General features: G+C 69.8%; 29 protein-coding genes. 14 read left to right on the top strand and 15 right to left on the bottom strand.

The annotated features are described in order from the left end of the window. Positions 1–45 precede the first annotated feature (45 nt). The 5 genes from ACLF3G_RS07980 (at position 46) to ACLF3G_RS07960 (ending at position 3,828) form a co-directional block, all read left to right on the top strand. Positions 46–813: an SDR family oxidoreductase gene (locus tag ACLF3G_RS07980; protein WP_430668831.1), complete on the top strand. Its 768-nt coding sequence runs from the start codon at positions 46–48 to the stop codon at positions 811–813. Further along, on the top strand, positions 813–1,787 hold the full coding sequence (locus ACLF3G_RS07975) for a hydroxyacid dehydrogenase (protein ID WP_430668830.1): 975 nt from the start codon (positions 813–815) through the stop codon (positions 1,785–1,787). Before ACLF3G_RS07980 ends, ACLF3G_RS07975 begins: the two co-directional genes overlap by 1 nt. Before the next feature lie 80 nt (positions 1,788–1,867). Beyond that, positions 1,868–2,647 carry a class II aldolase/adducin family protein gene (locus ACLF3G_RS07970; RefSeq protein ID WP_430668829.1) on the top strand — a complete coding sequence of 260 codons (780 nt, stop codon included), beginning with the start codon at positions 1,868–1,870 and terminating at the stop codon, positions 2,645–2,647. Between the two features lie 2 nt (positions 2,648–2,649). Continuing rightward, positions 2,650–3,360, top strand: a complete 711-nt coding sequence (locus tag ACLF3G_RS07965; protein ID WP_430668828.1) for a ribonuclease activity regulator RraA — start codon at positions 2,650–2,652, stop codon at positions 3,358–3,360. A 228-nt stretch (positions 3,361–3,588) separates the two neighbouring features. Next, positions 3,589–3,828 (top strand): DUF3072 domain-containing protein, encoded by a 240-nt coding sequence (locus tag ACLF3G_RS07960; protein ID WP_430668827.1) that lies wholly within the window; start codon positions 3,589–3,591, stop codon positions 3,826–3,828. A 98-nt stretch (positions 3,829–3,926) separates the two neighbouring features. On the opposite strand, the gene ACLF3G_RS07955 is transcribed toward ACLF3G_RS07960, so the two are convergent. The 6 genes from ACLF3G_RS07955 to ACLF3G_RS07930 all read right to left on the bottom strand — a co-directional run bounded on the left by ACLF3G_RS07955 (position 3,927) and on the right by ACLF3G_RS07930 (position 8,592). Beyond that, positions 3,927–4,685 (bottom strand): DUF1194 domain-containing protein, encoded by a 759-nt coding sequence (locus tag ACLF3G_RS07955; RefSeq protein WP_430668826.1) that lies wholly within the window; start codon positions 4,683–4,685, stop codon positions 3,927–3,929. Between the two features lie 104 nt (positions 4,686–4,789). Further along, positions 4,790–5,398 carry a glutathione S-transferase family protein gene (locus ACLF3G_RS07950; RefSeq protein ID WP_430668825.1) on the bottom strand — a complete coding sequence of 203 codons (609 nt, stop codon included), beginning with the start codon at positions 5,396–5,398 and terminating at the stop codon, positions 4,790–4,792. 90 nt (positions 5,399–5,488) lie between these two features. Beyond that, entirely contained in the window at positions 5,489–6,592 is a 1,104-nt protein-coding gene (locus ACLF3G_RS07945; protein WP_430668824.1) for an OmpA family protein, read from the bottom strand. A 190-nt stretch (positions 6,593–6,782) separates the two neighbouring features. Next, positions 6,783–7,895 carry a 5-(carboxyamino)imidazole ribonucleotide synthase gene (locus ACLF3G_RS07940; protein ID WP_430669274.1) on the bottom strand — a complete coding sequence of 371 codons (1,113 nt, stop codon included), beginning with the start codon at positions 7,893–7,895 and terminating at the stop codon, positions 6,783–6,785. A gap of 5 nt (positions 7,896–7,900) precedes the next feature. Further along, positions 7,901–8,392 (bottom strand): 5-(carboxyamino)imidazole ribonucleotide mutase, encoded by a 492-nt coding sequence (gene purE / locus ACLF3G_RS07935; RefSeq protein ID WP_430668823.1) that lies wholly within the window; start codon positions 8,390–8,392, stop codon positions 7,901–7,903. Beyond that, positions 8,392–8,592, bottom strand: a complete 201-nt coding sequence (locus ACLF3G_RS07930; protein WP_216840108.1) for a YdcH family protein — start codon at positions 8,590–8,592, stop codon at positions 8,392–8,394. Before ACLF3G_RS07930 ends, purE begins: the two co-directional genes overlap by 1 nt. A 204-nt stretch (positions 8,593–8,796) precedes the next feature. Here ACLF3G_RS07930 and ACLF3G_RS07925 point away from each other — a divergent pair, with 204 nt between their 5' ends. Further along, on the top strand, positions 8,797–8,970 hold the full coding sequence (locus ACLF3G_RS07925) for a YdcH family protein (protein ID WP_430668822.1): 174 nt from the start codon (positions 8,797–8,799) through the stop codon (positions 8,968–8,970). A gap of 64 nt (positions 8,971–9,034) precedes the next feature. Here ACLF3G_RS07925 and ACLF3G_RS07920 read toward each other — a convergent pair whose 3' ends face one another. Then, a complete protein-coding gene (locus ACLF3G_RS07920; protein WP_430668821.1) occupies positions 9,035–9,610 on the bottom strand; it encodes a cell cycle transcriptional regulator TrcR in 576 nt (191 codons plus the stop codon). A 141-nt stretch (positions 9,611–9,751) separates the two neighbouring features. Between ACLF3G_RS07920 and ACLF3G_RS07915 the strand changes: the two genes are divergently transcribed. After that, positions 9,752–9,937: a DUF1192 domain-containing protein gene (locus ACLF3G_RS07915; protein ID WP_430668820.1), complete on the top strand. Its 186-nt coding sequence runs from the start codon at positions 9,752–9,754 to the stop codon at positions 9,935–9,937. A gap of 44 nt (positions 9,938–9,981) precedes the next feature. Here the strand turns inward: ACLF3G_RS07915 and ACLF3G_RS07910 are convergent, their stop codons facing one another. The 7 genes from ACLF3G_RS07910 to ACLF3G_RS07880 form a co-directional block, all read right to left on the bottom strand. Further along, complete coding sequence (locus ACLF3G_RS07910) at positions 9,982–10,461, bottom strand: Hsp20 family protein (RefSeq protein ID WP_430668819.1); 480 nt, start codon at positions 10,459–10,461, stop codon at positions 9,982–9,984. A 228-nt stretch (positions 10,462–10,689) separates the two neighbouring features. Then, positions 10,690–10,923, bottom strand: a complete 234-nt coding sequence (rpmE, locus tag ACLF3G_RS07905) for a 50S ribosomal protein L31 (RefSeq protein WP_430668818.1) — start codon at positions 10,921–10,923, stop codon at positions 10,690–10,692. A gap of 94 nt (positions 10,924–11,017) precedes the next feature. Beyond that, a complete protein-coding gene (locus tag ACLF3G_RS07900; RefSeq protein WP_430668817.1) occupies positions 11,018–12,223 on the bottom strand; it encodes an RNA polymerase sigma factor in 1,206 nt (401 codons plus the stop codon). After that, entirely contained in the window at positions 12,223–12,582 is a 360-nt protein-coding gene (locus tag ACLF3G_RS07895) for a YciI family protein (RefSeq protein ID WP_430668816.1), read from the bottom strand. Before ACLF3G_RS07895 ends, ACLF3G_RS07900 begins: the two co-directional genes overlap by 1 nt. A gap of 86 nt (positions 12,583–12,668) precedes the next feature. Then, entirely contained in the window at positions 12,669–14,372 is a 1,704-nt protein-coding gene (locus tag ACLF3G_RS07890) for an ABC transporter permease subunit (protein ID WP_430668815.1), read from the bottom strand. After that, entirely contained in the window at positions 14,369–15,412 is a 1,044-nt protein-coding gene (locus ACLF3G_RS07885; protein WP_430668814.1) for an extracellular solute-binding protein, read from the bottom strand. Before ACLF3G_RS07885 ends, ACLF3G_RS07890 begins: the two co-directional genes overlap by 4 nt. Continuing rightward, a complete protein-coding gene (locus ACLF3G_RS07880; protein WP_430668813.1) occupies positions 15,409–16,491 on the bottom strand; it encodes an ABC transporter ATP-binding protein in 1,083 nt (360 codons plus the stop codon). The genes ACLF3G_RS07885 and ACLF3G_RS07880 overlap by 4 nt, the downstream gene beginning before the upstream one ends. Positions 16,492–16,748: 257 nt before the next feature. On the opposite strand from ACLF3G_RS07880, the gene ACLF3G_RS07875 reads away from it, so the two are divergent. Genes ACLF3G_RS07875 through ACLF3G_RS07860 form a run of 4 tightly spaced genes read left to right on the top strand, consistent with a single transcriptional unit; the run spans position 16,749 to position 20,710 of the window. Beyond that, positions 16,749–17,768, top strand: coding sequence for an ABC transporter substrate-binding protein (locus tag ACLF3G_RS07875; RefSeq protein WP_430668812.1), 1,020 nt, complete (start codon positions 16,749–16,751; stop codon positions 17,766–17,768). 4 nt (positions 17,769–17,772) lie between these two features. Then, entirely contained in the window at positions 17,773–18,525 is a 753-nt protein-coding gene (locus ACLF3G_RS07870) for an ABC transporter ATP-binding protein (RefSeq protein WP_430668811.1), read from the top strand. Beyond that, positions 18,522–19,382 (top strand): ABC transporter permease, encoded by an 861-nt coding sequence (locus ACLF3G_RS07865; protein ID WP_430668810.1) that lies wholly within the window; start codon positions 18,522–18,524, stop codon positions 19,380–19,382. Before ACLF3G_RS07870 ends, ACLF3G_RS07865 begins: the two co-directional genes overlap by 4 nt. After that, a complete protein-coding gene (locus tag ACLF3G_RS07860) occupies positions 19,379–20,710 on the top strand; it encodes a cytosine deaminase (protein ID WP_430668809.1) in 1,332 nt (443 codons plus the stop codon). Before ACLF3G_RS07865 ends, ACLF3G_RS07860 begins: the two co-directional genes overlap by 4 nt. Here ACLF3G_RS07860 and ACLF3G_RS07855 read toward each other — a convergent pair. Beyond that, positions 20,707–21,663 (bottom strand): Bug family tripartite tricarboxylate transporter substrate binding protein, encoded by a 957-nt coding sequence (locus ACLF3G_RS07855; RefSeq protein WP_430668808.1) that lies wholly within the window; start codon positions 21,661–21,663, stop codon positions 20,707–20,709. The genes ACLF3G_RS07860 and ACLF3G_RS07855 overlap by 4 nt on opposite strands. 80 nt (positions 21,664–21,743) lie before the next feature. Between ACLF3G_RS07855 and ACLF3G_RS07850 the strand changes: the two genes are divergently transcribed. The 3 genes from ACLF3G_RS07850 to ACLF3G_RS07840 are packed head-to-tail and all read left to right on the top strand — an operon-like array spanning position 21,744 to position 25,212. Then, positions 21,744–22,916, top strand: coding sequence for a CaiB/BaiF CoA transferase family protein (locus tag ACLF3G_RS07850; RefSeq protein ID WP_430668807.1), 1,173 nt, complete (start codon positions 21,744–21,746; stop codon positions 22,914–22,916). Next, positions 22,913–23,650: an enoyl-CoA hydratase/isomerase family protein gene (locus ACLF3G_RS07845; protein ID WP_430668806.1), complete on the top strand. Its 738-nt coding sequence runs from the start codon at positions 22,913–22,915 to the stop codon at positions 23,648–23,650. Before ACLF3G_RS07850 ends, ACLF3G_RS07845 begins: the two co-directional genes overlap by 4 nt. Further along, entirely contained in the window at positions 23,647–25,212 is a 1,566-nt protein-coding gene (locus ACLF3G_RS07840; protein ID WP_430668805.1) for an AMP-binding protein, read from the top strand. The genes ACLF3G_RS07845 and ACLF3G_RS07840 overlap by 4 nt, the downstream gene beginning before the upstream one ends. Positions 25,213–25,265: the final 53 nt, after the last annotated feature.

Below are 25,265 nucleotides of genomic sequence, written 5' to 3'. Positions count from 1 at the left end.
CGTTTCCCCGCAGTTTCGCGCCCGCATGAAGGGCAGGAGACGACGATGACGCAAGGGCTGTTCGACCTCAGAGGCCGCCGGGCGCTGATCACCGGCTCCTCCCGCGGCATCGGTTTCGCGCTGGCGCGCGGCCTGGGCCAGGCCGGCGCCTCCGTGATCCTCAATGGCCGCGACCCCAAGGTGCTGGCGGAGGCGACGCGGACCCTGGCCGCGGAGGGCCTGGACGTGACCGAGGCCGGCTTCGACGTCACCGACCCACATGCGCTGGACGCTGCCATCGCCGAGATCGAGACCCGCCTCGGCCCAATCGAGATCCTGGTGAACAACGCCGGCATCAACCGCCGCTTCCCCGCCATCGACGTGACGCCGGAGACGTTCCGGGAGGTGATGTCGACCAATGTGGAGGCGGTGTTCTTCATGGCCCAGGCCGTGGCGCGCCGGATGCTGGCGCGCGGCCACGGCAAGATCGTCAACATCGCCAGTGTGCAGTCCGAACTCGGCCGCGCCACGATCTCGCCCTATGCGACCAGCAAGGGCGCGGTGCGGATGATGACGCGGACGCTCTGCGCCGAATGGGCCAAGGGCGGCATCCAGGTGAATGCCGTCGCACCCGGCTACTTCGCGACGGACCTGACGAAGCCGCTGGTGGACGACCCGAAGTTCACGGATTGGCTCTGCCAGCGGGTGCCCGCCGGCCGCTGGGGCAATGTGGAGGAACTGGTGGGCGCCACCGTCTTCCTGTCCTCCCGCGCGTCCGACTTCGTCAACGGCCATCTGCTGTATGTCGATGGCGGCATGACGGCCGTCGTCTGATGCCCGAATGCCTCATCGTCCAGCCCATCCATCCGGCCGGGTTGGACCTGCTGCGCGCGCATGGTGTGACGCCGCGCCTGGCGAGCGCCGCAGACCCGGCGACCGTGGCGCGCGAACTGCCCGGCTGCGCCGCCGTCATCACCCGCAACGCCGGGCTGAAGACGGCGGCGATGCGGGCCGCGCCATCGCTGCGCGTCATTGCCAACCATGGCGTCGGCACCAACAACATCGACCTGTCGACGGCAGCCGCCCTCGGCATCCCCGTCGTGTTCACGCCGACCGCCAATGCCCGCAGCGTCGCCGAACACGCCATGGCGCTGATCCTGGCGCTGGCGCGCAAGGTGATCCCGGCGGACGCCGCCGTGCGTGGCCTCGACTGGACCCTGCGCTACGAGGCGCAGATGATGGAACTGCATGGCCGCACCCTGGGCCTGGTCGGCTTCGGCACCATCGGCCGGATGACCGGCGCCATCGCCCGAAACGGCTTCGGCATGAAGCTGCTGGTGTTCTCCCCCGGCATCGGCGATGCGATCCTGGTGGAGGACGGTGCCGAACGCGCGCCGAGCCTCGACGTCCTGCTGGCCCGCAGCGATGTGGTCTCCCTGCACCGCCCGCTGCGACCCGACACCGAGAACATGATCGACGCCGCGGCACTCGTGAAAATGCAACCGCATGCGCTGCTGGTGAACACCGCCCGCGGCGGCTTGGTGGACAGCGCTGCGCTGGCCGCGGCGCTGCGCGCCGGGACCATCGCCGGTGCCGCGCTGGACGTGTTCCGTATCGAGCCGACGCCCGCCGAGGACCCGGTGCTGGACGCGCCCAATACGGTGCTCGCACCGCACATCGCCGGCGTGACGGAGGCCGCGATGCGGGAGACGGCGCTGCAATGCGCAGCCCAGGTGTTGGACGCATTGGCCGGCCGCCGCCCACCCCATCTCGTGCAGCCGGAGATCTGGGACCGTCGCCGCAGCTGAGTTCGCCGCGGCCAATCGAGGTTCCAGGCCGCGCCATCCTGGCCGATACTGTCGCCCGATCTTCGGAAGGACCGCATTTCATGGACATCCAGTCCCAGACCAGCATCCCGGCCGGTATCGACCCGGCGGAATGGGCCATCCGCTGCGACCTCGCGGCGCTGTACCGCCTGGTGGCGCATCACCGGATGACGGACCTGATCTACACCCATATCAGCGCCCGCGTGCCGGGGCCGGAGCACCACTTCCTCATCAACCGCTACGGCGTGATGTTCCACGAAATGCGCGCCAGCGACCTGGTGAAGATCGACCTGGATGGCAACGTCGTGGGCGAGGGCGCACCCGCCTCCGAGACCATGGTGAACAAGGCCGGCTTCGTCATCCACTCCGCCATCCATGCGGCGCGGGAGGATGCGATGTGCGTCATCCACACCCACACCTCCGCCGGCATCGCCGTCTCCGCCCAGGAACAGGGGCTGCTGCCGATCAGCCAGCACGCGCTGAAATTCTACGGCCGCCTCGCCTATCACGGCTATGAGGGCATCGCGCTGGACCTCGATGAGCGCGACCGCCTGGTCGCCGACCTCGGCCCGCACCCGGCGATGATCCTGCGCAACCACGGCCTGCTGGTCGCCGGTGGCACCATCCCGCATGCCTGGAGCCTGATCTACTATCTGGAGCGCGCCTGCCAGGCGCAGATCGCGGCCCTGGCCGGCGGCGCCAAGCTGGTGCTGCCGCCGGAGGAGGTGCGGCTGCGCACCGCCGCGCAGTTCGGCAACAACCCGGACAGCCCGCACCAGGCCCTGGCCTGGGAGGCCAGCCTGCGCCTGATCGAGGGCGACCGCACGGATTGGCGCTGCTGACCATGAACGAGACCACCCGCAACCTGCTGAAGCGCGTCAGCACCGCGACCCTCGCCACCGCCCTCTACAAGCGCGGCTTCCGCAGCCAGATGGTTCAGGGTGTGCTGCCGCTGCGCACCCTGGGCGAAAGCATGGTCGGCCCCGCCTACACCATTCGCACCATCCCGGCACGGGAGGATCTCAACAAGCTGGAGGTGTTCCGCGACTGGTCGCACCCGCAGCGCAAGGGCGTGGAGGAATGTCCGCCCGGCCATGTCTTCATCGTCGACAGCCGCAAGGACCCGCGCGCGGCCTCCGCCGGCGGCATCCTGGTGACCCGGCTGATGGTGCGCGGCGCGGCCGGCGTGGTGACGGATGGTGGCTTCCGCGACGCCGCGGAGATCGCGAAGCTGGCAATCCCGGCTTTCCATGCACGCCCTTCCGCGCCGACGAACCTGACGCTGCACCAGCCCATCGAGGCCAATGTCCCGATCGGCTGCGGCGATGCGCCTGTGTTCCCGGGCGACATCCTGGTCGGCGACAATGACGGCGTCATCGTCCTGCCCGCCCACATCGCCGACGAGTTGGCGCAGGAGGCGACGGAGATGACCGCCTTCGAGGATTTCGTGCAGGAGAAGGTCGCCGGCGGCCAGTCCATCCTCGGCCTGTATCCGCCGACCGACGAGACCAACCTGGCGCGCTTCGCCGAATGGCGGCGCCAGCACGGGCGGTAGCCGCCCGTCAGCCTACTCCGAAACGAAGCGCGTGTCGTTGCGCTGGCGGTCCCAGAACATCGTCACGCGGCTGACACGGCACAGGTTCACCTGCCGCAATTCACCTTGACTGCAAAGCCCGGAGCGTAACGAATTTTTCGTCGACGTGCCGCCGCTGGACCTGTTGGTGAGCGGAACCCTCGGCACACATGAACGTTTTGGCAACACAGTCAAAGCGGAGCCGTCTCCATGGCCGACAAGGCGCACGAAAATCCGAAGACCGAAGCCGATCCTGGCTCCAACACCATCAAGGACCCGTCCGACTGGACGACCGGGGAGGAGCCGATGACCGGCGCCCAGGCATCCTACCTCAAGACGCTGAGCGAGGAGGCGAAGGAGGAATTCGACCCCTCGCTGTCGAAGGCCGATGCCTCGCTGCGCATCGATGAGCTGCAGGCAAAGACCGGGCGCGGGAAGTCTCAGGCCTAGACCGCGATCGCCGCGGGTTGGAACGGCCCGAGGCGCGACTCATGCGAAGAGACCGAGGCTTGAACCATGGCCGCGCTTCTGCCGGCGCGGATCATGGTTCAGGCGCGCTCGACCAGCGGGCCGGGCGGCGGCGCGGTGGCGATCTCGCGGATGATCTTGCGCTTCACTGCGGATTCGAAGCTGCCGAAGCCTTCCGCCACCATCAGGAAGGACCCCGGCCCCCCGATCACCTCGTCCCGGTAGTAGTCATCCAGCGGCGGCATCCCGGCCGCCCAGGGCTGCGGCGAACGGTCGATCACCGCCAGCCCGTTCATCACGATTCCCTTGGCCAGCGCTTCGGCCCGCGCCTCCGCCACTGGACGCCCGGAATTGCTGACGCCGTCGCCGGAGATATCCACGACCTTCCGCGTGCCCTCATAGCCCCGTCCAAACAGGCCGGCAGCGTAATCCATGGCGCCGGAGATTGAGGTGTAGAGCCAGGTGCGCCGCGGGGCCGCATCCAGCGCATCGGCTAGCCCATGCGCCGCGGCGCGGCCATCGATTCGCGTCCAGGGCACCAGCAGTTCCTGGATGTGCCAGTCGGACCAGGTGAACAGCGTCACCGCGATCTGACCAAGCGGGCCGCCGGCAATGCCCTCGATCAGCCTGGGGTCACGGAAGGCGGCCGCGTAGCCCTTGAACTGCAACTCCTGCTCGACCTCGTCGACGGAGCGGCTGACATCAACGGCGAGGACCAACTCGATATCGACCGGCTCCTGCGCCCGCGCCGCGCGGCCGGTGAGCAGGGAAGGGGCCGCGAGCATCCCGCCCAGCATGACCCGCCTGCTGGTCCGGCGTCCCAGGATCTCGATCTGCATCGCACGCGCGCTCCTCTACAGCCGTCATGGCCGTGTCTGCGCGTGGCTCCCGTTCGCCTGGATATCAGCGGAAATGCTGCATCGCAACATAAAGCTGTGTGCGCCTACTTGGTCCAGCGTGTGCTGGCGATCGCGGCGATGGCGTTGGCACGGTCGCGCAACGCCGAAAGGGCCGGGAAGCGCCCGGCGACGAGGTCCGGCAGAACCAGGTCGGCGAAGTCCAGGCCGCAGGTTGCCGTGACATCCGCCTGGCTCAGGCGCTCACCGCACAGCCATTCGCCGGGCTCGGCCAGCCGGTCCAGCGCTGCGAAGCCCGCCTCCGCCTGGCCACGCAGCTTCGTCGCGTAGTCCGGCCAGACCAGGGCTTCCGGCCGCCGCGATTCGTAGTAGGCGCCGACCAGCTTCTCCGTCGCCCCGACGGCGAGCGCCAGGGCCCGCAGCACCGCGCGTCGCTCGGCGCCCATGCGCGGCACCAGGGCGCGGTCGGCGCCGGCCATCTCGTCCAACGCGTCAAGGATGGCGACGCTGTCGACCAGCACCTCCCCATCCTCCATCACCAGGGCCGGAACGCGGCCGAGTGGATTGAAGCCGCGAATCGTCTCGGCGTTGTCGGCGGTGCTGAGGGGGCGCTGCGTGTACGGCAGGTCCAGCAGGTTGAGGGAGGCCGCGGTGCGGCGGACGAAGGGGGACAGGTTGCGGCCGATGAGGATCATGTGCGCAACGTCACAGCGATCGGCACAAATGAAAAGGGGGGCGCCTTGCGGCACCCCCCCTTCCGGTCGGCTTCGAGGTGAAGCCGGAGATCAGCGCAGGACGATCTCGACGCGGCGGTTCTGCGGCTCGCGCACGCCGTCGGCGGTCGGGACCAGCGGGCGGCTCTCGCCGAACGCCTGGATCGCCATCGCGGCGCGCGGCACGCCACGGCGCTCGAGCTCGGACGCCACGGCGGCGGCGCGGCGCTCGGACAGGCGCTGGTTGTACTGCGGCGAACCGGCGCGGTCGGCGTGACCGGAGACCTCGATGCGCGTCGTGCCGGCGCGCTGCGAGTTGGTGGCCGCCTCGGCGATGATCTGGCGAGCGCGGTCGGTCAGGTCGGCACGGTCGAAGTCGAAGAACACCAGATAGGTGCGCGCGATCTCGGGGGCCTGCGCAACCGGGGCCTGCGGCGCCACGACCGGCGGCGGCGGCGTCACGCCGAAGGCGTAGCGCAGACCGACCAGCAGGCTGTGGTTGAAGTTGTCGACCTCGGCGGTGCCGCGGGCGGTCGTCGCGCCGTTCGGCGCGCGGCCGACGGAGTCGAACTCGGGCGACAGCGTGCCCATGAAGCGGTACTCGGCGGTGATCGCGAGGCCCGGGGCCGCAGAGATCGGGAATGCTGCGCCGACGATCGCCTGGTAGGCGAACCGGCCATCCTCTCCGTCGATGCTGACAGAGCCGGCCGGGCCGCTGACGCGGGTGCCGTCATACTCATGCCACTGGTAGCCGGCACCGATGCCGACATACGGGGTCACGAAGGCGCCCGGGCCGAGGTCGAAGTCGTACAGGGCGTTCGCCATGACACCGTAGGAGCGGGCCTTGCCGTCCGAGCGCAGCGGGCGGCCGAGCGCGTTGGCGCCGGTGATGCTGTCGACTTCGTTCTCCCGGTAGGAGCCCTCGATCTCGGCGCGGACGCCGTTGCCGAAGCCATAGCCGAGGCTGATCACGCCGACATAGCCGTAGTTGAACTCGGCCGAGGCGGTGCGGGAGGCGGTGGTGCCACCGAACTGGCGGGACAGCTCGACATCGGTCTCCTGCAGCAGGTTCACACCCGCGCCGGCGCCGACATAGAGGCCGCTGATCGGCTGCGCCTGCGCCGCGAGCGGCAGGGCCAGCACGGTGGCGGCAAGAAGGGCGGTTCTCAGGCTCATGGCAAATCTCCTCAAAGGTAGTCACGGCACGGGCGGCGGCTGAGGCTTCTGGCACCGGAGCGCCGGCCGCATCCCAACCGCACCAGATGCGTGACGAGCTATCTACACCCGTTTCGAAGCTTCACCAGCGGTCTCGTGGCACAATCGCCGCGCCGTGATAAATCTGCAACACATCCCTATGACCAAATGGTCACAGTGGCGAGAGCAAAGCCGGATCACGGTGTTGTGCGAGGCTGCCCGATGGCAGGATGCGGGTCGCGTGCCCGAGTTTGCGGCCCGGCCTGGCATCCGTCTTTCCATAGACGTGCAGGGCTACGTCGCCGCAGGCTGCGAGGCGCGGCCAAGCGGCGTAGCTGTCCGGCCCGACCAGATTCTTCATGATCGAATCGGCGTGCCGGCCGGGTTGAGGCAGTGGCAATCCAGCAACAGCCCGAACATGCAGCTCAAACTGGCCATGCTGGCAGGCGTCCATGGTCCAGTGGCCGGAATTGTGCGGCCGCGGGGCCATCTCGTTCGCCAGCAACCGGCCATCGGGCAGCAGGAACATTTCCAGCGCCAGGATGCCAACCAGATCCAGTGCCGTTGCCAGCGCCGCGACATGGGCCCGGCCCTGCACCGCCACGGCGTCCGGCACCTGCGCCGGCGCGATGGTCAGGTCCAGGATGTGGTCCGCGTGGCGATTTTCCGCGAGGTCGAAGGTCACCACCGTCCCGTCCAGCCCCCGCGCCGCAATGGCCGAAACCTCGCGCTCGAATGGGATGAAGGCTTCCAGGATCAGCGGGTGCGGCGACAGGCGGGCAAATGCCGCCTCGGCATCGCCAGGGGACCGCAGAACAGCCTGGCCGCGGCCGTCATAGCCCATGCGGGTGGTCTTCAGCACGGCAGGCAGGCCGAGTGCCGCCACCGCGGCGTCCAGCTCCGCACGGGTCTGCACCGCGCGCCAAGGTCCGACCGGGATGCCGGCAGCTTCCAGGAATGTCTTTTCCGCGATGCGGTCCTGGCCGATGCGCAGCGCCGCGACTCCGGGCCGGCAGGGCACCAGCGGGGCAAGGGCGTCCAGCGTCGCGGCCGGCACGTTCTCGAATTCGAAGGTCACTACATCCACGGCGGCGGCGAAGCGGGCCAGGGCGGCCGCATCGGTGTAGTCCGCCACGGTCCGCGCCGCCGCCACCTGCATGCCGGGCGAATCCGCCTCCGGGCCGAAGACATGGCAGCGGTAGCCGAGTGCGGCGGCGGCCAGTGCCGACATGCGCCCCAACTGCCCACCGCCCAGGATGCCGATGGTGGAGCCTGGCGGCAGCATCGCGCTCAAGCGGGCCGCTCCGCCACCGCATCGGTCTGCGACTGCCGCAGCACGGCCAGGCGCTGGCCCAGCGCCGGATCGGCCAGCGCCAGGATGGCGGCGGCCAGCAGCCCGGCATTGATGGCGCCGGCGCGGCCGATGGCCAGCGTGCCGACTGGGATGCCGCCCGGCATCTGGACGATGGACATCAGGCTGTCCATGCCCTTCAGCGCATGGCTTTCGACCGGCACCCCGAGTACCGGCAGCGGGGTGAGGGAGGCGACCATCCCCGGCAGCGCCGCGGCCCCCCCGGCGCCGGCGATCAGCACCTGCAACCCGCGCCCGGCGGCCGCCTGGGCGTAATCGTACATCCGCCCCGGCGTCCGGTGCGCGGAGACGATGCGGCATTCATGCGCCACGCCGAGCTTGTCCAGGACTTCCGCGGCGTGCCGCATGGTCTCCCAGTCCGACTGGCTGCCCATGATGACGCCGACGCGCGGCATGGCTTCGGGCGCCATCAGGCGATGATGTCCGGGACCAACTGGCTCTCCAGCCAGGCGATCTCGTCCTTCAGCTTCAGCTTGCGTTTCTTGAGCCGCTGCAACTGCAGCGCATCGGTGCCGGCCTCGTCGAGGCGAGCGATCACCGTGTCGAGGTCCCGATGCTCGCTGCGCAATTCGTGCAGGCGGCGGAGAAGGCTGTCGCGGTCGGCCTGCATGCGCCCCCGGGATGTTACGGTGAGGTGTCTCAAACTTGGCGCTGGAAAGCGCCACCCAGCCGCATAACATGACAAGGGCGGGTGCAGAAGGGACGGTTGCGCGCCCGGGGTCGGTTCAGCCGCCTGTCGATGTCCTGCGGCGCCCGCCCCGGCGTGGATCGTGCCGCCGCTGCCCCGCAAGGCAACGGACAAGGATGATTGCGCATGGCCGAGGCTGCCCGTATCCGCTCCCTTGAGGCGCGGCACGCGACGCTCGAGACGCGACTGGCCGAGGAGGCCGGACGCCCCCGCCCCGACGATCTGGAAGTCATCCGCCTGAAACGTGAGAAGCTTCGACTGAAGGAAGAGATGGAGAAGCTGCGCAGCCGCCCGAACTAGCGGCACCGCGACGAAGTCCGGCGTGGGGGGGCAGACCCCCCCGCCACCTCAAGCCGCCCGACCTTCAGGCTGCCGCATCATCCCGCGGCTGCGCCTGGGCCGCAGAGCCTCCCCCCTGGCGATCATTCGCCGTTCCCACCGCTTCATTCAGTGCCGTCTGGGTGCACAGCCCCAGCGTGACAGGGTCGCGCGGCTTGATGTTCGCCGTGTTCGGATGCGTCTTGTCCCGCACCTTGGCAATGGTCTCCTTGGTGGTCGCCAGCAGCTTGACGATCTGCGGGTCCGACAACTGCGGGTAGTTGCGCAACAGCCAGGCGATGGCATCGGGCCGCTCCGTCCGCTTCGCCACCGGGATATAGCGCGCGCCCTTGCTGCGCTGCTTCGGCAGGGGGATGGAGCGTTCCGTCAGCACCAGGCGGGCGGCCGGATCTGCCTCGCATCGGGCGATCTCCTCCCGCGTCAACTGGTCGTTGGCGACCGGGTCATAGCCGACGATGCCCTGCGCCACCTCGCCATCGGCGATGGCCTGGACCTCGAGCGGGTGCATCCCGACGAAATCGGCGACCTGCTCGAAGCTGAGCGAGGTCTTTTCGATCAGCCACACGGCGGTGGCCTTCGGCATCAGGGGCGTCTTCATCATGGACCCTTTGGTGGTTCGGGCCGCGGCCCGAGCAAGCACGCCTGCTCACCGGGGCGCCCGCGCCTCGTCATGATCGGATATAGAGAGCGCACCGGGTCGGGTCAAAGCCCCAGGCCGGGTCGGCAAATGATGGAGGAGTGCATGGAGGAGGAGGGTCCACGCCCGAAGGGGCATTTCCAGCCGGCGGTGCTGGACCGCTGGGACGTGACGGATCTGCGCGCCTACATCGCCCAGCTTCGGGCCGAGATAGCCCGGGCCGAGGCCGAGATCGGCAAGCGAGACGCGCATCGCAGCGCGGCGGACGCATTCTTCCGCAAGGCTGAATAACGGAAGGGCCGGCGGATCGCTCCGCCGGCCCAGTCGATCGTGCGTCAGGCCGCCTGGGCCTGCGGCGCCTCGTTCTCCAGCACCTTCTGGCCCTGACCCTGGGCCGCCTGGATCGCGATGCGGCGCGGCTTCAGCGCCTCCGGCACCTGCCGGCGCAGCGCCACGTGCAGCAGGCCGTGCTCGAGCTGCGCACCCTCGATGACGATGTGGTCGGCGAGGACGAAGCGACGCTCGAAGGCCCGTCCGGCGATGCCGCGATACAGCACGCGGCCATTCTCGGCCGGGGCCGGGGCGGCCTTGCCGGACACGGTCAGCGTGTTGTCATGCGCCGTGACCTCGATGTCGTCCGGGCCGAAGCCGGCAACGGCCATGGTCAGGACGTAGTTGTCCTCGCCGGTCTTCTCGATGTTGTAGGGCGGGTAGCTGGGCCCATCGGCCGCCGCCCGGGCGGTTTCCACCAGGCGGGCCATGCGGTCGAAGCCGATGGCGGAGCGGAACAAGGGCGAGAAATCAAGCGCGTTCATGAAGACCTCCTGCGATAGCAAGGTCGATTGTGCCGCGGATGCCCGGTCCGGTGCCCCCGCGAACGGGCGGCATCTTCTCGGCCTCCGCGCCTCCGGCCCCGATCGGGCACCGTTGGCAACGCAGCAGTTAGTCAGCGCCGAAGCGCGCTTCAAGAGGGCCCGAACAACGCAAAAAGCGCGCTTCCGGCAACCCGGAAACGCGCCCTGCGACCCACGATCCGGACGGGATCAGGCGGCCGGCTTGCGCACGCCGAGACCGGCGAACTTCTTGTTGAACTTGGCGATCTGGCCGCCAGTGTCCATCACGCGCTGCTGGCCGGTCCAGGCCGGGTGCGACTTCGGGTCGATGTCGAGGCGCATGGTGTCGCCTTCCTTGCCGTAGCAGGACCGGGTGGTGAAGGTCGTACCATCCGTCATGATGATGTTGATGGTGTGGTATTCCGGGTGGATGTCGGGCTTCATCGCAGGGTGCTCGCGCAAAGGGCCCGCCGACAGCGACCGGCAGGCGCGGGAAGGCGGGCTATAGAGGACGCACCCCGCACACGCAACCGGCGCTTCAGGGCGGCGGCAGGGACAGGAACTCCCGCAACGCAACGTCGTCGGTCAGGCTCAGCGCCGTGCTGAGCGCCAACTCGGCCTCCGCGGCTTGGCCTTCGGCGCGAAGCAGGCGTGCAAGGGCGACCCAGTAGGGCTGGTAGCCCGCCATGTCCTGGCCCTCCAGCGCATCCAGCGCAACCCGCGCCGCCGCCGCATCGCCCGCTTCCAGCAGCAGTGCCGCGCGCGCCACCAGCACGCCGAGGCTGGGCTCATGCGCCGCCAGCAGGTCATACAGCAGCCGCAGCGCGCGGTAGTCCGTGCGGCCGGTGACCGGGCGCTGGATGTGGACGGACTGGATGGCCGCCTCGCACAGGTAGCGGCCGAAGCGCCCGGCGCGCGCACCCACGGCCAGCAGCGCCTCGGCCTCCGCGATCATGGCGCCGGACCACAACCTGGCATCCTGGCGCGCCAGCGGTACGAAGCGGCCGGCGGCATCGCGCCGGGCCTCCCGCCGCGCTTCGCAATACAGCATCAGGGCGAGCAGGCCGCGCGCCTCGGGCTCGGCCGGCAGCAATTCCACCACCAGCCGGCCCAGGTAGATTGCCTCCTCCGCCAGCCCGACCTGCCGGGCCTCCCACCCCGTGCCATAGGCGGCGTAGATGGCGGCCAGCACCTCGGCCAAGCGGCCCGGCATGTCTTCCGGCTCCGGCACCGCGAAGCGCAGGCCGGCGTCGCGGATCTTCGCCTTCGCCCGCACCAGGCGCTGGCCCATCGCGGCGGGCGCGACGAGGAAGGCCGCGGCGATCCGGGCGGCATCGAGGCCCAGCACCGCCTGCAGCATCAGTGGCGTGCGCACCGCGGCATCGATGGCCGGGTGCGCGCAGACGAACAGCAGCTTCAGGCGCTCGTCCGGGAAGCTTGCATCGCGCGCCTCGCGCTCCGCCTGCCGCCGTTCGATTTCGGCGGCGGCCGCGTCGCGCACCCGGCGGTGACGGCCGGCGTTCGTCTGTGCGTTGCGCGCCGCGGTCAGCAGCCAAGCCTCCGGCGCGGTCGGCACGCCACGCTCCGGCCAGGTGCGGAGCGCGGCGGCGAAGGCCTCCGCCAGGGCGTCCTCGGCGCCGGCGATGTCGCGCGACCGCGCGGCGAGCCGTGCGACGAGCCGGCCGTAGCAGCTTCGTGCCGCCAGCTCCGCCGCGCGGATGGCCGCCTGCCGCGCGCCGTCCATCACTTCGGCATGGGTGGCAGCACCGGCCGGACCTCGACAGAGCCGCAGAGCGCGGAGGGCGAGCGCGCCGCCCAGGCCAGCGCCGTATCGAGGTCCGGCACGTCGATGATGAAGTAGCCGCCGAGTTGTTCCTTGCTGTCGGCAAAGGGCCCGTCCTGCACCACCGGACGGCCGTCGCGGATCCGGACCGTCGTTGCCGTGTGCGGCGGCTGCAGCCCATCGCCATTCACGATGATGCCGGCCTGCCGCATGGCACCGATGAAGGAGGTCCAGCCACCCCAATAGGCGCCGGCCTTCTCCGGTTGGTCCCGGGATGCGAATTCGGCCTCGGTCTCGGTCATGATGAGCATGTACTGCATCGGGCTGTCCTTTCTCGTCGGGCAGATGACCTGCCCGGTACGATGACACCCCACGCCCCGTCATTTCGACCGGCTTCCGAAAAAATCTACCTCTTCCAGACCCGGTCCAGCGGCATCAGCCGGTTGACCAGCACCAGCAGCGCCACCGTCACCAGGATGAAGATGGTGCTGATGGCATTCACCGTGTTCTCCAGGCTGAAAGTTGCCTCCGCGTAGATCCGCACTGGCAGGGTCTGCAGCCGCGCCGTGGTCAGGAAGGCGGTGACAGTGACCTCGCCGAAGGACAGCAGGAAGCCAATGACGCAGGCCACCGCGATGCCCGGCGCCAACTGCGGCAGGATGACGCGCCGGAACACGCGCGTGGGGGTTGCGCCGAGGCCCTGCGCCGCTTCCTCCAGCCCGCGGTCGAGTTGTGCGACGGAGGCGCGCAGCAGCGCCAGCATGAAGGGCGCCACCAGCACCACATGCACCGCGAGCACGCCCAGGAAGGGCGGCACCTGGTTGAACCATTGCAGCAGCCGCAGCATGCCGAGCCCGACGGCAATGCCCGGCAGCGCCAGCGGCAGCATCAGGAAGGCACCCAGCGTCTCCTTCCCCCGGAACCCTGCTCGCACCAGGGCAAAGGCCGCCGGCAAGGCCAGGGAAAGGGAGATCACTACGCAGCACAGCGCCAGTTGCAGGCTGGTCCATGCGTCGGAGAGGTACCGCTCGTTCTGCAGGACCGCGGCGTACCATTTCCAGGTGAAGCCGATGAACTGCGCGACCGTCGCCTGCGGGCTGTCGTTCACGGAGGCGACGGCGACCAGCAGCAGCGGGAACATCAGGATGCCGATGCCGGCCGCCAGCAGCACCGGGTAGACCACCGGCGCCGAAGCCTCCGCCAGCCAGACCAGGGCGCGGCGCAGGGCGGGCGGCAGCGCCGGCATCCGGCTTGGCGCCCGCGCCAGGACCCACGGCGTGAAGGCGCCGATGACCCGGGCGAAGACGAAGGTGACAACGATGGAAATCACCAGCATCAGCACCGCGAGCGCTGAGGCGAGGGGGTAGTTCAGGTTTTCCAGACCCTCTCGCAGCACCAGCATGCCGGTGACCAGCACCTGCCGCCCGCCGACCAGCATGGCGGAGACATAGGCGGTGGAGGCAAGCAGGAAGACCAGCGTCAGCCCGCCGCGCAGCCCGGGCAGGGACAGCGGAAACGTCACCCGCCAGAAGCGCATTGCCGGACCCGCGCCGAGCCCCGCCGCGGCTTCCTCCAGCCGCTTTTCCTGCGATTCCAGCACGTCGTACAGCGCCAGCACCATGAAGGGCAGGAATACCTGCACCAGCGCGAGCCCGACCGCGAACCAGCTGAACAGAAGGTTGACCGGCGGGAAGCCGAGCGATTGGGCGATGCCGGACACCACACCGCGCGGCGCCAGCAGCAGAATGATGCCGAGTGAGCGCACCACCACGTTGGTCAGCAGCGGCACCAGGATTATGGCGAAGCCGAAGGGCTTGGCACCCGGCGAAAGCCGGGTCAGCCACAGCGCCATGGGATAGCCGAGCAGCGTTGCCGCGGCCGCGACGCCGAGGCCGAGCAGCGTGGTGTTCAGCAGCAGCCGCCGGAAGAAGGCGTCGCCGAGAATCTCCTGGTACTGCGTGCCGGCCGGCAGCAGCGACAGCGGCGCGAACATCTCGCTGCTGTCCTGCACGGACAGCAGCAGCACGGCCCCCAGCGGTGCGGCGAAGGCCGCCAGCAGCCACAGCACGTAGGGCGCGGCAAGGAAGCCCGCGCCAGGTCGGAACCTCACCCGGCGATCTCGCGCGTGAAGCGGCTGGACCAGCGCGGCTGGTTGCGGATCACCACATCCCAGTCGAAGTCGATCAGCTTCTCCACCGCCGCCTCGCCCATGATGAGCTTCGCGGCCAGCTCCGGCGGCAGCGTGAGGTTGCGGATGGTCGGGCTGTAGTAGGTGCGCTCGGCATAGGCCTGCTGGCATTCCGGGCTGAGGTGCAGGTTGACGAAGGCCTCGGCCAGCGCCTGGTTGCGGGTGCCGGCGGTGATGCAGGCGAAGTTGGCGGCGACGGCCTGGCCTTCCTCGGGCTCCGCGATGACGATGTTCGGGTTGCGGGTCTCGGCATAGGTGCGGGTGAAACTGCCGAATTCGATGGAAGCCGCGCCGACCTGCTGGTCGAACATGCCGTAGAGCTGGTCCTGGCTGCCCTGGATCGCGGCGAAGGGCTTCAACTCGGCGATCTTGCTGAAGGCCGGGTCGATGTTGTTCTCGGACCCGCCCCAGACCTTGGCCGACATCAGCAGCCCCGCGGTGCCCTGCGCGCCCGGATAGGTCGGCCAGATCACCTTGCCCTTCAGATCCTCGCGCCAGAAATGCTTCCAGGAGGTCATCGGCGCCGCGACCATCCGCCGGTCATAGACGATGGTGACGGGATTGAACGCCACGGCGTAGCCGCCGATGCGGGCCAGCGGATACAGGTTGGCGAAGTTCGGCACGTTGGCGGTTGGCGCCTGCGTGACGCTGTCCTTCACCGCCTGCCGGCTTTCGAAGATGTTCAGGTACAGCAGGTCGAAAGACGGGCGGCCGCGTTCGGCATAGGCGCGGGCTCGGCGTTCCGGCGTGCCGCCCAGAACGTAGTTGATCTTCACGCCATGCTGGCGCTCCAGCGGCGTCGCGCAGAATTCCCGCGTGATACGTTCCTGCAGCCCGCCCCAGATGCCGACGGTCAGCTCGTCGCCGCGGCGGATCTGCGCCACGGCATCGCGGCCCCAGATGGCCGGTACGGCAAGTGCGGCGCCGGCCAGTAGGCCACGGCGGGTGGTGGTGATCGTCATGGCAGGGCTCCGGTTGCGGCTGAGAAATCTTCGATCCAGGCGATGGCATCGGGCGGCGCGGCCAGGGTCACGGGCGTGCCGGGGGCGAAGGCCGGCTCGGCGCTCGGCCGGTGCACGCGCAGGCGATGCGGGCCGACCGAGACCTCGTAGTGGATGCTGTCGTCGAGCCGGGTCGCGGCCTCGACCATGGCGGGCAGCGTCAAACCTGCCCCGCCACTGCCGGCCGGCCCCAGTACGAGGCGGGCGGCGCGCAGCACCAGGTGGCTCGGCCGCGCCGGCGCATCGGCGGGCAATGGCAACGCCAGGCCCTCCGCCTGGAAAACCCCGCCCTCGACCCGCCCGGCGATGACGCTGCGGGCGCCGAGGAAGCCGGCCGTGAACAGGTGGCGCGGCCGTTCCGTCAGCTCCCCCGGCGCGGCGCATTCGACGATGCGGCCGCGGTCCATCACCGCCACGCGGTCGGCCAGCGCCAGCGCTTCCTCCTGGTCATGCGTCACGAACAGGGTGGTGATGCCGGCGGCATCGCGCAGGCGCGCGATCTCCTCCCGCATCTCGACGCGCAGCCCGGCGTCGAGGTTGGACAGCGGCTCGTCCAGCAGCAGCAGGTCGGGGCGGATCACCAGCGCGCGGGCCAGGGCCACGCGCTGCTGCTGCCCGCCGGACATGCGCGCGGGGTAGCGGTCCGCCAGGTGGCCGAGGCCCACCATCGCCAGCGCCTCCGCCACCCGGCGGTCGCGCTCGGCCCGGCCGACGTCGCGCATCTCAAGCCCGAAGGCGACGTTGCCGCCGGCGGTCAGATGCGGGAACAGCGCGTAGTTCTGGAACACCATGCCGATCTTCCGGCGGTGCGGCGGCGCCCGCTCGATCGCGACGCCATCCAGCAGGATGCGGCCCTCATCGGGCAGGATGAAGCCGGCAACCAGCCGCAGCGTCGTGGTCTTGCCGCAGCCGGAGGGGCCGAGCAGGGCGATGCATTCGCCGCGCGCCACCGCCAGCGAAACGCCATCCACTGCGGTCTGCGCGCCATAGCGCTTGCTGAGCCGGTCGAGGAGCAGGTGGGGGGAGGATGTGTCGGGCACGGAAGCAGTCTAGGCAAAGCCGGTGCCACCGCGCCAGGACGGGGCGGGCCTCCGACAGCGCCTGCCAGGCAACAGGCGGCCGGGGAATTGCCTGTTTGCTGTGCGGGTGCCTAAAAGACGCGCCGGAAGGGATGCTGGCCGCGATTCGAAATTCGCGCCGGGGCTGGCACGACCCTTGCTGAGTTTGGGGCATTGCCCTGATAGGGTGGCATCGCGGCCAGAGTGCCGCCGGCAAGGGACGAGGGGGGATCAGGCGCATGCGCACGCGGTATCGGATGGAGCGGCGGACTCTGCTGACGGGCGGCACGGCCCTGGTGTTGTCCGCGGTGGCAGGCGCGCGGGTGCCGCTGGCGCAGACGCTGGACAAGGTTTCATTCCAGACCAACTGGCGCGCCCAAGCCGAACATGGCGGCTACTACCAGGCGGTCGCAGCCGGCATCTACCGCCGCCACGGGATCGAGTGCGAGGTCCGCATGGGCGGCCCCCAGCAGAACCCGGCGCAACTCCTGCTGGCCGGCCGCGTGGACTTCATCATGTCCAACGGCTTCCAGGCACTGAACTACGTGCGGGAGAACCTGCCCTTCCTCACCATAGGCGCCATCATGCAGAAGGACCCGCAAGTCCTGATGACGCATGAGGGCAACGGCATCAATTCCTTCGAGGACATGAAGGGCCGCCCGATCCTGATCGGCGCCGCCGGCCGCGTCACCTACTGGCCGTTCCTGCGCGCGAAGTTCGGCTTCACGGATGAACAGATCCGGCCCTACACCTTCAATGTCGGCCCCTTCATGGCGGATCGCATGGCGATCCAGCAGGGTTTCATCAGCTCCGAGCCCTACGCGGCCGAACAGGCCGGCGCGAAGCCGAAGGTGTTCCTGATCGCCGATGCCGGCTACCAGAACTACCAGACCACCATCGACGTCTCCCGCCGCATGGTGACGGAGAAGAAGGAGGTTGTGCAGCGCTTCATCAACGCGACGATGGAAGGCTGGACCGCCTACATGAAGGGCGAGGATGTCGGCGCCGCGAATGCCGCCATCAAGCGTGACAACCCGGAGATGGACGACGCCAAGATCGCCTACGCCGTGCGGGTGCTGAACTCGGCCGGCATCGTGACCTCCGGCGATGCGCAGCAGCTCGGCATCGGCGCGATGACCGATGCGCGCTGGCAGTCCTTCTACGAGAGCATGCGCGATGTCAGCCTGTATCCCGCGGGCCTCGACTTCAAGCGCGCCTACAGCCTGGAGTTCGTCAACAAGCGCGTCGGTCTTGCCTGAGGGCATGGTCGGCCAGGCCGTCGTCGCGCTCGCGGGCGTCACCAAGCGCTACGCGAACGGGACGCTGGCGGTGCGCGGCGTGGACCTCGTGGTCGGGCAGGGGGATTTCGTCTCCCTGCTCGGGCCGTCGGGCTGCGGCAAATCCACCGTGCTGCGGATGATGGCGGGCCTGATCCCGCCGAGTTCGGGGCGCATCGAGATGGCCGGTGGCAGCGCGACCGGCGATGTCGGCTTCGTCTTCCAGGAACCGACGCTGGCGCCATGGTCCAACGCGCTGCGCAACGTGATGCTGCCGCTGCGGCTCGCCGGCGTGGCGAAGGCCGAGGCCGAGCAGCGCGCCGCCGCGGCGCTGGCGTCCGTCGGCCTGGCGGGCTTCGAGAAATCCTATCCCCGCGGGCTGTCCGGCGGCATGAAGATGCGGGTTTCCATCGCCCGCGCCCTGGTGACGAAACCGCGGCTGCTGCTGATGGACGAGCCCTTCGCGGCGCTCGATGAGATCACCCGCCACAAGCTGAACAACGATTTGCTGACGCTGTGGGAGGCGGAACGCTTCACCGCCATCTTCGTCACCCATTCGGTGTTTGAGAGCGTCTACCTGTCCCGCCGCATCGTCGTCATGGCTGCCCGCCCCGGGCGGGTGGTGGAGGACCTGCCGGTCGACGCGCCCTATCCCCGCGGCGAGGTCTTCCGTACCTCCGCCGACTATGCGGCGCATTGCCGCGACATCTCGGCCGCGCTGACGAGGGCGATGGAATGAGCGTCACGCTATCCGCCAACGAAGCCGCCGATGCGCCGGAGGAGAACCGGGAGGCGCGCTATGCCGGGCTGACCGCCGAATCCTGGCTGCGCATCCTGGCGCCTACCATCATCGGCATCCTGGCACTCGGCGCATGGGAAGCCGTGGTGCGGATCAACGAGATCCCGCCCTACCTGCTGCCCGGCCCGGTCACCGTGTTCCAGACACTGATCCGCGAATGGTCCAGCCTCTCGGTCTCGCTGCTCATCACCCTGCAGATCACCTTCGCCGCACTGTTCGTGGCGGCGGGGCTGGGCCTGCTGCTTTCGGTGCTGTTCGCGCAGTCGCGCATCATCGAACTGTCGCTGTTTCCCTACGCCGTGATCCTGCAGGTCACGCCCGTTGTCGCCATCGCGCCGCTGATCATCATCTGGGTCGACGATATCCGCATCGCGCTGCTGATCTGCGCCTGGATCGTCGCCTTCTTCCCGATCCTGTCGAATACCACCCTCGGCCTGAACAGCGCCGACAGCAACCTGGTGGACCTGTTCCGCCTGTATCGCGCCAGCCGCTGGCAGGTGCTGCGCTACCTGCGCCTGCCGACGGCGATGCCCTATTTCCTCGCCGGCCTGCGCATCTCCGGCGGCCTCGCGCTGATCGGCGCCATCGTCGCGGAATTCGTCGCCGGCACAGGCGGGCGGGCGTCCGGCCTCGCCTACCGCATTCTGGAAGCCGGCTACCAGTTGCAGATCCCGAAGATGTTCGCGGCCCTGGTGCTGGTCTCCCTGACCGGCATCGCGATCTTCCTGGCGATGAGCCTGATCTCTCACCTCGCGCTGCGCCACTGGCATGAATCCGCCATGAAGGAACGTCGATGACGCCTGCCCTCGCCGCCGCCGGTCCCGACTACTGGCTGCGCAACGCCCGCAGCCCGGCGGCCCTGGTGCAGGGCCTGGACGCGGCGCCGGATCTCGAGGGGCTGGTGCGGCTCGACCTGCGCGTCTCCCACGGCCAGATCGCGGCCATCGCTCCTGCGGGCACGGCGCCCGAGGGCATCGACCTGCGCGGCGGGCAGGTATGGCCAGGCTTCCTCGATGCCCACACGCATCTCGACAAGGGTCACATCTGGCCGCGCACCCGCAATCCGACCGGCGACTTCGCCGGCGCCATCACCGCCGTGATGGGCGACCGCGGCGCCGCCTGGTCCGAGGCCGATATCGCCGCCCGCGCCGACTTCGCCCTGCGTTGTGCCTACGCCCACGGCACCGTCGCCATCCGAACCCACCTCGACACCTACCTGCCGCATGGCCTGACAACCTGGCGGGTGTTCCGCCGACTGCGGGAGGCATGGGCCGGGCGCATCACGCTGCAGATGTCCTCGATCTGCCCGCTGGATCGCCTGACGGGACCCGATGGAGAGACGCTGGCCAATGCGGTGGCGGAGGCCGGCGGGGTGCTCGGCATGGTCACCCGCCACACCGGCGGCATCCATGATGCGCTGCCCGCCAGCTTCCAGGCCGAACTCGACCATTTCTTCGGCCTCGCCGAAGCGCGCGGGCTCGACCTGGACCTGCATGTGGATGAATCGGGCGAATCCGGAGCCCGCGCCCTGCGCGAGATCGCGCTGACGGCGCTGAAGCGCGGCTTCAAGGGAAAGATCCAGTGCGGCCATTGCTGCTCGCTGTCGATCCAGCCGGAGGAATTCGCCAAGGAGACCACCGCCCGCGTCGCCGAGGCCGGCATCGACATCGTCGTCCTGCCAATGTGCAACATGTACCTCCAGGACCGCGTCGCCGGCCGCACGCCCCGCTGGCGCGGCGTGACGCTGGTGCATGAGATGCGCGCGGCCGGCATCCGCGTCTCGCTCGCTTCCGACAACACGCGGGACCCGTTCTACGCCTATGGCGACCTCGACATGGCCGAGGTGTTCCGGGAGTCCGCGCGCATCCTGCACCTCGACCATCCCTTCGGTGCCTGGCCCGCCGCGGTGGGCGCGACGCCGGCGGAGGCGATGGGGGTGGCGGACCGGCACGGCACCATCCGCGTCGGCGCCAGTGGGGACCTCGTTCTGTTCTCCGCCCGCTTCATGACGGAACTGCTGTCCCGCCCGCAGTCGGATCGCATCGTACTGCGCGCCGGGAAGGTGCTGGACGCGGCGCTGCCGGACTATCGCGAATTGGACGCGACGGTGGGGGTCGCCGGCTAGGTCCTGATCCCAGCACGCTGCACCACCTCCCGCCACTGCGGCACCTCCGCGGCCAGGCGCTCTGTCAGGCGCGCGGGTCCGTCCAGCAGCAGCGTCGCGCCGCTTTCCTCCATCCGCGTGGCCAGCGCATTGCCGCGGGCAAGCGGCGCCACCTCCCGCGCCAGGCGCGCCACCACCTCCGGCGGCGTGCCGCGAGGGCCGAACATGGCGTACCAGATCGTCATGGCATAGCCGGGCACGGCCTCCGCGATGGCGGGCGTATCTGGCAGCGCCGGGGTTCGTTCGGCGCCGGTCACGGCGATGGCCTTCAGCCGGCGCTCCCGCACATGGGTCAGCGCCTCGATCGTGCCGGTCACCAGAAGGTCGGTATCCCCCGCATACAGCGCTGTCACCGCCTGCCCGGCGCCGCGATAGGGCACGTGCAGCAACTCGATGCCCGCCCGCACGCCAAGCAAGGCGCCGCCCAAATGTGTGGTGGAGCCAACGCCGGAGGTGCCGTAGGTGATGCCGCCGGGCCGCGCCTTGGCGCGCGCGATCAGATCCGCCAGGTCGCGGATCGGGTTGTCCGGCTTGGCCAGGATCACCATTGGCGCCTCGCTGACCATGGTGATCGGTACCAGATCGCGGAACGGGTCGTAGCCCGGGTTCTCCATGAGCGCCGGCAGGATGGCGACAGAGGAGGTGGTGACCAGCAGCGTGTGCGGGTCGTTCGCCTGCACCACCGCCTGGACGCCGAGCGATCCGCCGGCGCCCGGCCGCGGTTCCACCACCACCGGCTGGCCCAGCTTCTGGCCCAGCGCCTCCGCGATGAAGCGGGCCGGAACCTCGACGGGGCCACCGGCGGCGAAGGGGACGATGAAGCGGATGGGCCGGTTGGGCCAAGGCGTCTGGGCGCGTGCGGGAAGAGCCAGCAGGCCGGCACCGAGCAAGGTGCCGCGGCGGGTGATGCGCATGTTCCTGGTCTCCATCCCTTACCGTTGACAGCATCAACCATCCGCGCCCACAAGCGCAAGCACGGGATGAGGGAGACGAGATGAAGCCGCTCGAGGGCCTGCGCATCCTGGACCTGTCCCGCGTCCTGGCCTGCCCCTTCGCCACCATGCTGCTGGCGGAATTGGGTGCGGAGGTGGTGAAGGTGGAACAACCCGGCGCGGGGGACGAAACGCGCGGCTTCGAGCCGTTCTTCGATTTCGGCGTCAGCGGCTATTTCCTGGCCTGCAACCGCGCCAAGCGCAGCATCACGGTGGATTTGCGCAAGCCCGGCGGCCGCCAGGTGATACGCGACCTGGCGGCCCGGTCCGATGCGCTGGTGGAGAATTTCCCGACCGGCGCCCTGGCCCGCCGTGGACTGGATTTCGCGGCCCTGCGCCAGGTGAACCCGCGCCTGGTCTACCTGTCCTGCACCGGCTTCGGGCAGACCGGGCCCTATGCCGGCCGCAAGGGCTACGACACGGTGTTCCAGGCGATGGGCGGGCTGATGGGCCTGACCGGGGAGCGTGGCGGCGGGCCGGTGAAGCCGGGGCTGCCGGTGGCGGACCTCACCAGCGGGCTCTGGGTCGCCATCGCCCTGCTGGCGGCGCTGCGCGGGCGGGATGCCACGGGGCAGGGCGCACATGTCGATTTCAGCATGCTGGACGGGCAGGTGGCGCTGCTGACCATCGCGGCCGCCCGGCTTTTCGCGCTGGGGGAGGTGCCGCCGCGCCTCGGCACCGAACATCCCGGTCGCGTGCCCACCGCCAGTTTCCGCTGCGCCGATGGCCGCTTCCTGCACATCACGGCGAGCGACCAGCACTGGGCGCCGCTGTGCCGGGCGCTGGGCCTCGGCGAGTTGGCCGCGCTGTGCACCAACGCCGCGCGGCTGGACCAGCGCGACCGCATCATGGCGGCGATGACGGCTGCCCTGGGCGGTATGACCCGCGCCCAGGCCGTCGCCGTGCTGGATGCGGCCGATGTGCCGAACGGCCCCGTGCTGGCGCTGGACGAGGTGGTGGCGGACCCGCATGTGCAGGCGCGCGGCTGCGTCGCGGAGGTCGCGCATGGCGAGTCCCGCCATCCGGCCCTGCGCCTGCCCTTCCGCTTCGAGGGCCTCGCCGACCCGGCTCCGCTGCCGGCCCCAGTACTCGGTGCGGATACGGATACGGTGCTGGCCAGCCTGGGCTACAACTCGGAAAAAATTGCCGCGTTGCGGGAGGAGGGCGCGATATGACCGAGCCACTGCTGTATGCCGAGGCCGATGGCCTGGTGACGCTGACGCTGAACCGCCCGCAGGCGCGCAACGCGCTGAACATCGCCCTCGCCGAGGCGCTGGCCGCCGCCTGCCGCCGCGCCGTGGCCGAAGCGGCGCGTTGCGTCGTGATCCGCGCCAACGGCCCGGTGTTCTGCGCCGGCGCGGACCTCAAGGAACGCCAGGGCATGGATGACGACGCGGTGCGCGCCCGCCGCGTGAAGGGCTTCTGGGCCTATGAGTCCATCGAGCGCCTGCCGATGCCGAGCATCGCCCTCGTCGAGGGACCCGCGGTGGGTTCCGGTGTGGAGATCGCCGCGGCCTGCGACCTGATCCTTGCAACGCCTGCGGCCAGTTTCCGGACGCCGGAGGCGCTTTGGGGCACCGTCGGCGCAACGCAACGCCTGCCACGCATCCTCGGCAAGCGGCTGGCGAAAGACATGATGTTCACCGGCCGCACCCTGTCCGCCGAGGAAGCGCTTTCCGCCGGGCTGGTGGCGCGGCTGGTGCCGGCGGAGGCGCTGGAGGCGACGCTGGACGCCATGCTCGCCCCGCTTCTCAAGGCCCCGGCCACCGCGCTGGCGCTGGCGAAGCGCTGCATCGACGAGGGGCTAGAACGCGACCCGCGCGGCGCGCTGGCCACCGAATTGCTGGCCATCGAGGAAAGCCTCGCCGCTGCCGATTGGAAGCGTGCCATGTCGGGGTTTGGCGCATGAGTTGGACCACGCGCCTCGCCGACCTGCTCGATGCCAATGCCAGCGCGCGCCCGGACGCCGAGGCGCTGGTGGCGGAAGGCGCGCGTCTCACCCATGCGCAGCTGCGGGACGAAGCGCGCGGCGTGGCGCGCAGCCTGCTGGCGCTCGGCATAGGCCGCGGCGATTTCGTCGGGCTGCTGATGGGCAACGACGCGAACTGGGTCGCCAGCTTCTACGGCGCGGCGCTGATTGGTGCCGTCACCGTGCCGATCAACACGCGCTTCAAGCCGCCCGAGATCGCCTTCGCCCTGGCCCGTGCCCGCTGCAAGTCAGTGCTGCTGGCGGGCCGGTTCCTCGGCATCGACTTCGCCGGGGCGGTGGCGGAGGTGCGGGACGGACTGCCGGATCTGCTTCATGTGGTCGTCGCCGGCGAGCCGTCCTGGGACGAATTCCGCGCCAGGCAGGCGAGCGAGGCGGCGCTGGAGGCGGCCATGGCGACCGTCACGGCGGAGGACATCCTGCTGGTGCAGTACACCTCCGGCACCACGGCGCATCCCAAGGGGGTGCTGCTGACCCACCACAACATGCTACGCAACGCGACGGCCTGCGCCGGCAAGCTGGGCGTGCGGCCGGAAGATCGCTACCTGAACTGCCGGCCCTTCTTCCATGTCGCGGGCTCCACCCTGTCTCTGCTGGTCTGCCTTGCCACCGGCGCCACGATGGTGACGCCGCCCACCTTCGAGGCCGGCGCGGCGCTGGACCTGCTGGAGCGGGAGCGCTGCACGCTGACCTCGGGCAATGACGCAATCTTCCAGTTGATGCTGTCGCACCCCGCCTTCGACCGGGCGCGGCTGCATCTGCGCGGCGGCTGGGCGGCGGCGGGGCCGGAGACGATGCGGCGGATCGTCGAGGAGATGGGCGTGCCGGACCTCTGCTGGGCCTATGGCCTGTCGGAAGCCTCGCCCAACGTCGCGCTGTCCGACCACCGGGAGCCGGTGGCCGACCGCATCGCCGGCGGCGCCGTGCCACATGCGGGGCTGCAGGTGCGCATCGCCGACCCCGCCAGCAACGCCCCGCTGCCTCCCGGCGCATCCGGTGAGATCCAGCTTCGCGGCTGGTCCATCATGCGCGGCTATCTCAACGACCCGGAGACGACGGCGAAGACGTTCACGCCGGATGGCTTCCTGCGCACCGGCGACCTCGGCACGCTGGATCCGGCGGGCCGGCTGCGCATGGTCGGCCGGATCAAGGACGTGATCCGCGTCGGCGGCGAAAACGTGGCGCCGGCCGAGGTGGAGGAAGTGCTGTCCGCGCATCCCGCCATCGCGCTGGCCCAGGTGGTCGGCGTGCCGGATGCGCGGCTCGGCGAGGTCTGCGCCGCCTTCGTGCAGTTGCGGGAGGGTGCGGCGGTGACGGAGGCGGAGCTGCTGGCCTGGCTGAAGCCGCGAATCGCAAATTTCCGCCTGCCGCGCCACCTGCGAATCGTGCCGGGCTTCGACGCCATCGGCATGACGGCCAGCGGCAAGGTGCAGAAGGTGAAGCTGCGGGCCCACGCGCTGGAATCGCTGGGCCTGCCGGGCTGAACCCTCCATCAGACGACCAGTTGTCTAGGCAAATTAAGCCCGGATCAAGAAAG

Origin of the sequence: Falsiroseomonas sp. HC035, from assembly GCF_050563525.1 — a bacterium.
Taxonomy (GTDB): domain Bacteria; phylum Pseudomonadota; class Alphaproteobacteria; order Acetobacterales; family Acetobacteraceae; genus Falsiroseomonas.
This window is presented reverse-complemented; position numbering and strand designations above follow the sequence as displayed.

What these genes read in the sequence shown, in the direction of transcription:
- ACLF3G_RS07855 (WP_430668808.1), bottom strand. Translation starts at nt 21,663, where the DNA reads ATGCGCATCACCCGCCGCGGCACCTTGCTCGGTGCCGGCCTGCTGGCT.
- ACLF3G_RS07845 (WP_430668806.1), top strand. Translation starts at nt 22,913, where the DNA reads ATGACCGAGCCACTGCTGTATGCCGAGGCCGATGGCCTGGTGACGCTG.
- ACLF3G_RS07840 (WP_430668805.1), top strand. Translation starts at nt 23,647, where the DNA reads ATGAGTTGGACCACGCGCCTCGCCGACCTGCTCGATGCCAATGCCAGC.
- purE (WP_430668823.1), bottom strand. Translation starts at nt 8,392, where the DNA reads ATGGCGCCCGAAGCCATGCCGCGCGTCGGCGTCATCATGGGCAGCCAG.
- ACLF3G_RS07950 (WP_430668825.1), bottom strand. Translation starts at nt 5,398, where the DNA reads ATGATCCTCATCGGCCGCAACCTGTCCCCCTTCGTCCGCCGCACCGCG.
- ACLF3G_RS07925 (WP_430668822.1), top strand. Translation starts at nt 8,797, where the DNA reads ATGGCCGAGGCTGCCCGTATCCGCTCCCTTGAGGCGCGGCACGCGACG.
- ACLF3G_RS07970 (WP_430668829.1), top strand. Translation starts at nt 1,868, where the DNA reads ATGGACATCCAGTCCCAGACCAGCATCCCGGCCGGTATCGACCCGGCG.
- ACLF3G_RS07980 (WP_430668831.1), top strand. Translation starts at nt 46, where the DNA reads ATGACGCAAGGGCTGTTCGACCTCAGAGGCCGCCGGGCGCTGATCACC.
- ACLF3G_RS07945 (WP_430668824.1), bottom strand. Translation starts at nt 6,592, where the DNA reads ATGAGCCTGAGAACCGCCCTTCTTGCCGCCACCGTGCTGGCCCTGCCG.
- ACLF3G_RS07865 (WP_430668810.1), top strand. Translation starts at nt 18,522, where the DNA reads ATGAGCGTCACGCTATCCGCCAACGAAGCCGCCGATGCGCCGGAGGAG.
- ACLF3G_RS07910 (WP_430668819.1), bottom strand. Translation starts at nt 10,461, where the DNA reads ATGAACGCGCTTGATTTCTCGCCCTTGTTCCGCTCCGCCATCGGCTTC.
- ACLF3G_RS07915 (WP_430668820.1), top strand. Translation starts at nt 9,752, where the DNA reads ATGGAGGAGGAGGGTCCACGCCCGAAGGGGCATTTCCAGCCGGCGGTG.
- ACLF3G_RS07900 (WP_430668817.1), bottom strand. Translation starts at nt 12,223, where the DNA reads ATGGACGGCGCGCGGCAGGCGGCCATCCGCGCGGCGGAGCTGGCGGCA.
- ACLF3G_RS07960 (WP_430668827.1), top strand. Translation starts at nt 3,589, where the DNA reads ATGGCCGACAAGGCGCACGAAAATCCGAAGACCGAAGCCGATCCTGGC.
- ACLF3G_RS07870 (WP_430668811.1), top strand. Translation starts at nt 17,773, where the DNA reads ATGGTCGGCCAGGCCGTCGTCGCGCTCGCGGGCGTCACCAAGCGCTAC.
- ACLF3G_RS07940 (WP_430669274.1), bottom strand. Translation starts at nt 7,895, where the DNA reads ATGCTGCCGCCAGGCTCCACCATCGGCATCCTGGGCGGTGGGCAGTTG.
- rpmE (WP_430668818.1), bottom strand. Translation starts at nt 10,923, where the DNA reads ATGAAGCCCGACATCCACCCGGAATACCACACCATCAACATCATCATG.
- ACLF3G_RS07955 (WP_430668826.1), bottom strand. Translation starts at nt 4,685, where the DNA reads ATGCAGATCGAGATCCTGGGACGCCGGACCAGCAGGCGGGTCATGCTG.
- ACLF3G_RS07860 (WP_430668809.1), top strand. Translation starts at nt 19,379, where the DNA reads ATGACGCCTGCCCTCGCCGCCGCCGGTCCCGACTACTGGCTGCGCAAC.
- ACLF3G_RS07885 (WP_430668814.1), bottom strand. Translation starts at nt 15,412, where the DNA reads ATGACGATCACCACCACCCGCCGTGGCCTACTGGCCGGCGCCGCACTT.
- ACLF3G_RS07975 (WP_430668830.1), top strand. Translation starts at nt 813, where the DNA reads ATGCCCGAATGCCTCATCGTCCAGCCCATCCATCCGGCCGGGTTGGAC.
- ACLF3G_RS07965 (WP_430668828.1), top strand. Translation starts at nt 2,650, where the DNA reads ATGAACGAGACCACCCGCAACCTGCTGAAGCGCGTCAGCACCGCGACC.
- ACLF3G_RS07875 (WP_430668812.1), top strand. Translation starts at nt 16,749, where the DNA reads ATGCGCACGCGGTATCGGATGGAGCGGCGGACTCTGCTGACGGGCGGC.
- ACLF3G_RS07930 (WP_216840108.1), bottom strand. Translation starts at nt 8,592, where the DNA reads ATGCAGGCCGACCGCGACAGCCTTCTCCGCCGCCTGCACGAATTGCGC.
- ACLF3G_RS07920 (WP_430668821.1), bottom strand. Translation starts at nt 9,610, where the DNA reads ATGATGAAGACGCCCCTGATGCCGAAGGCCACCGCCGTGTGGCTGATC.
- ACLF3G_RS07850 (WP_430668807.1), top strand. Translation starts at nt 21,744, where the DNA reads ATGAAGCCGCTCGAGGGCCTGCGCATCCTGGACCTGTCCCGCGTCCTG.
- ACLF3G_RS07895 (WP_430668816.1), bottom strand. Translation starts at nt 12,582, where the DNA reads ATGCAGTACATGCTCATCATGACCGAGACCGAGGCCGAATTCGCATCC.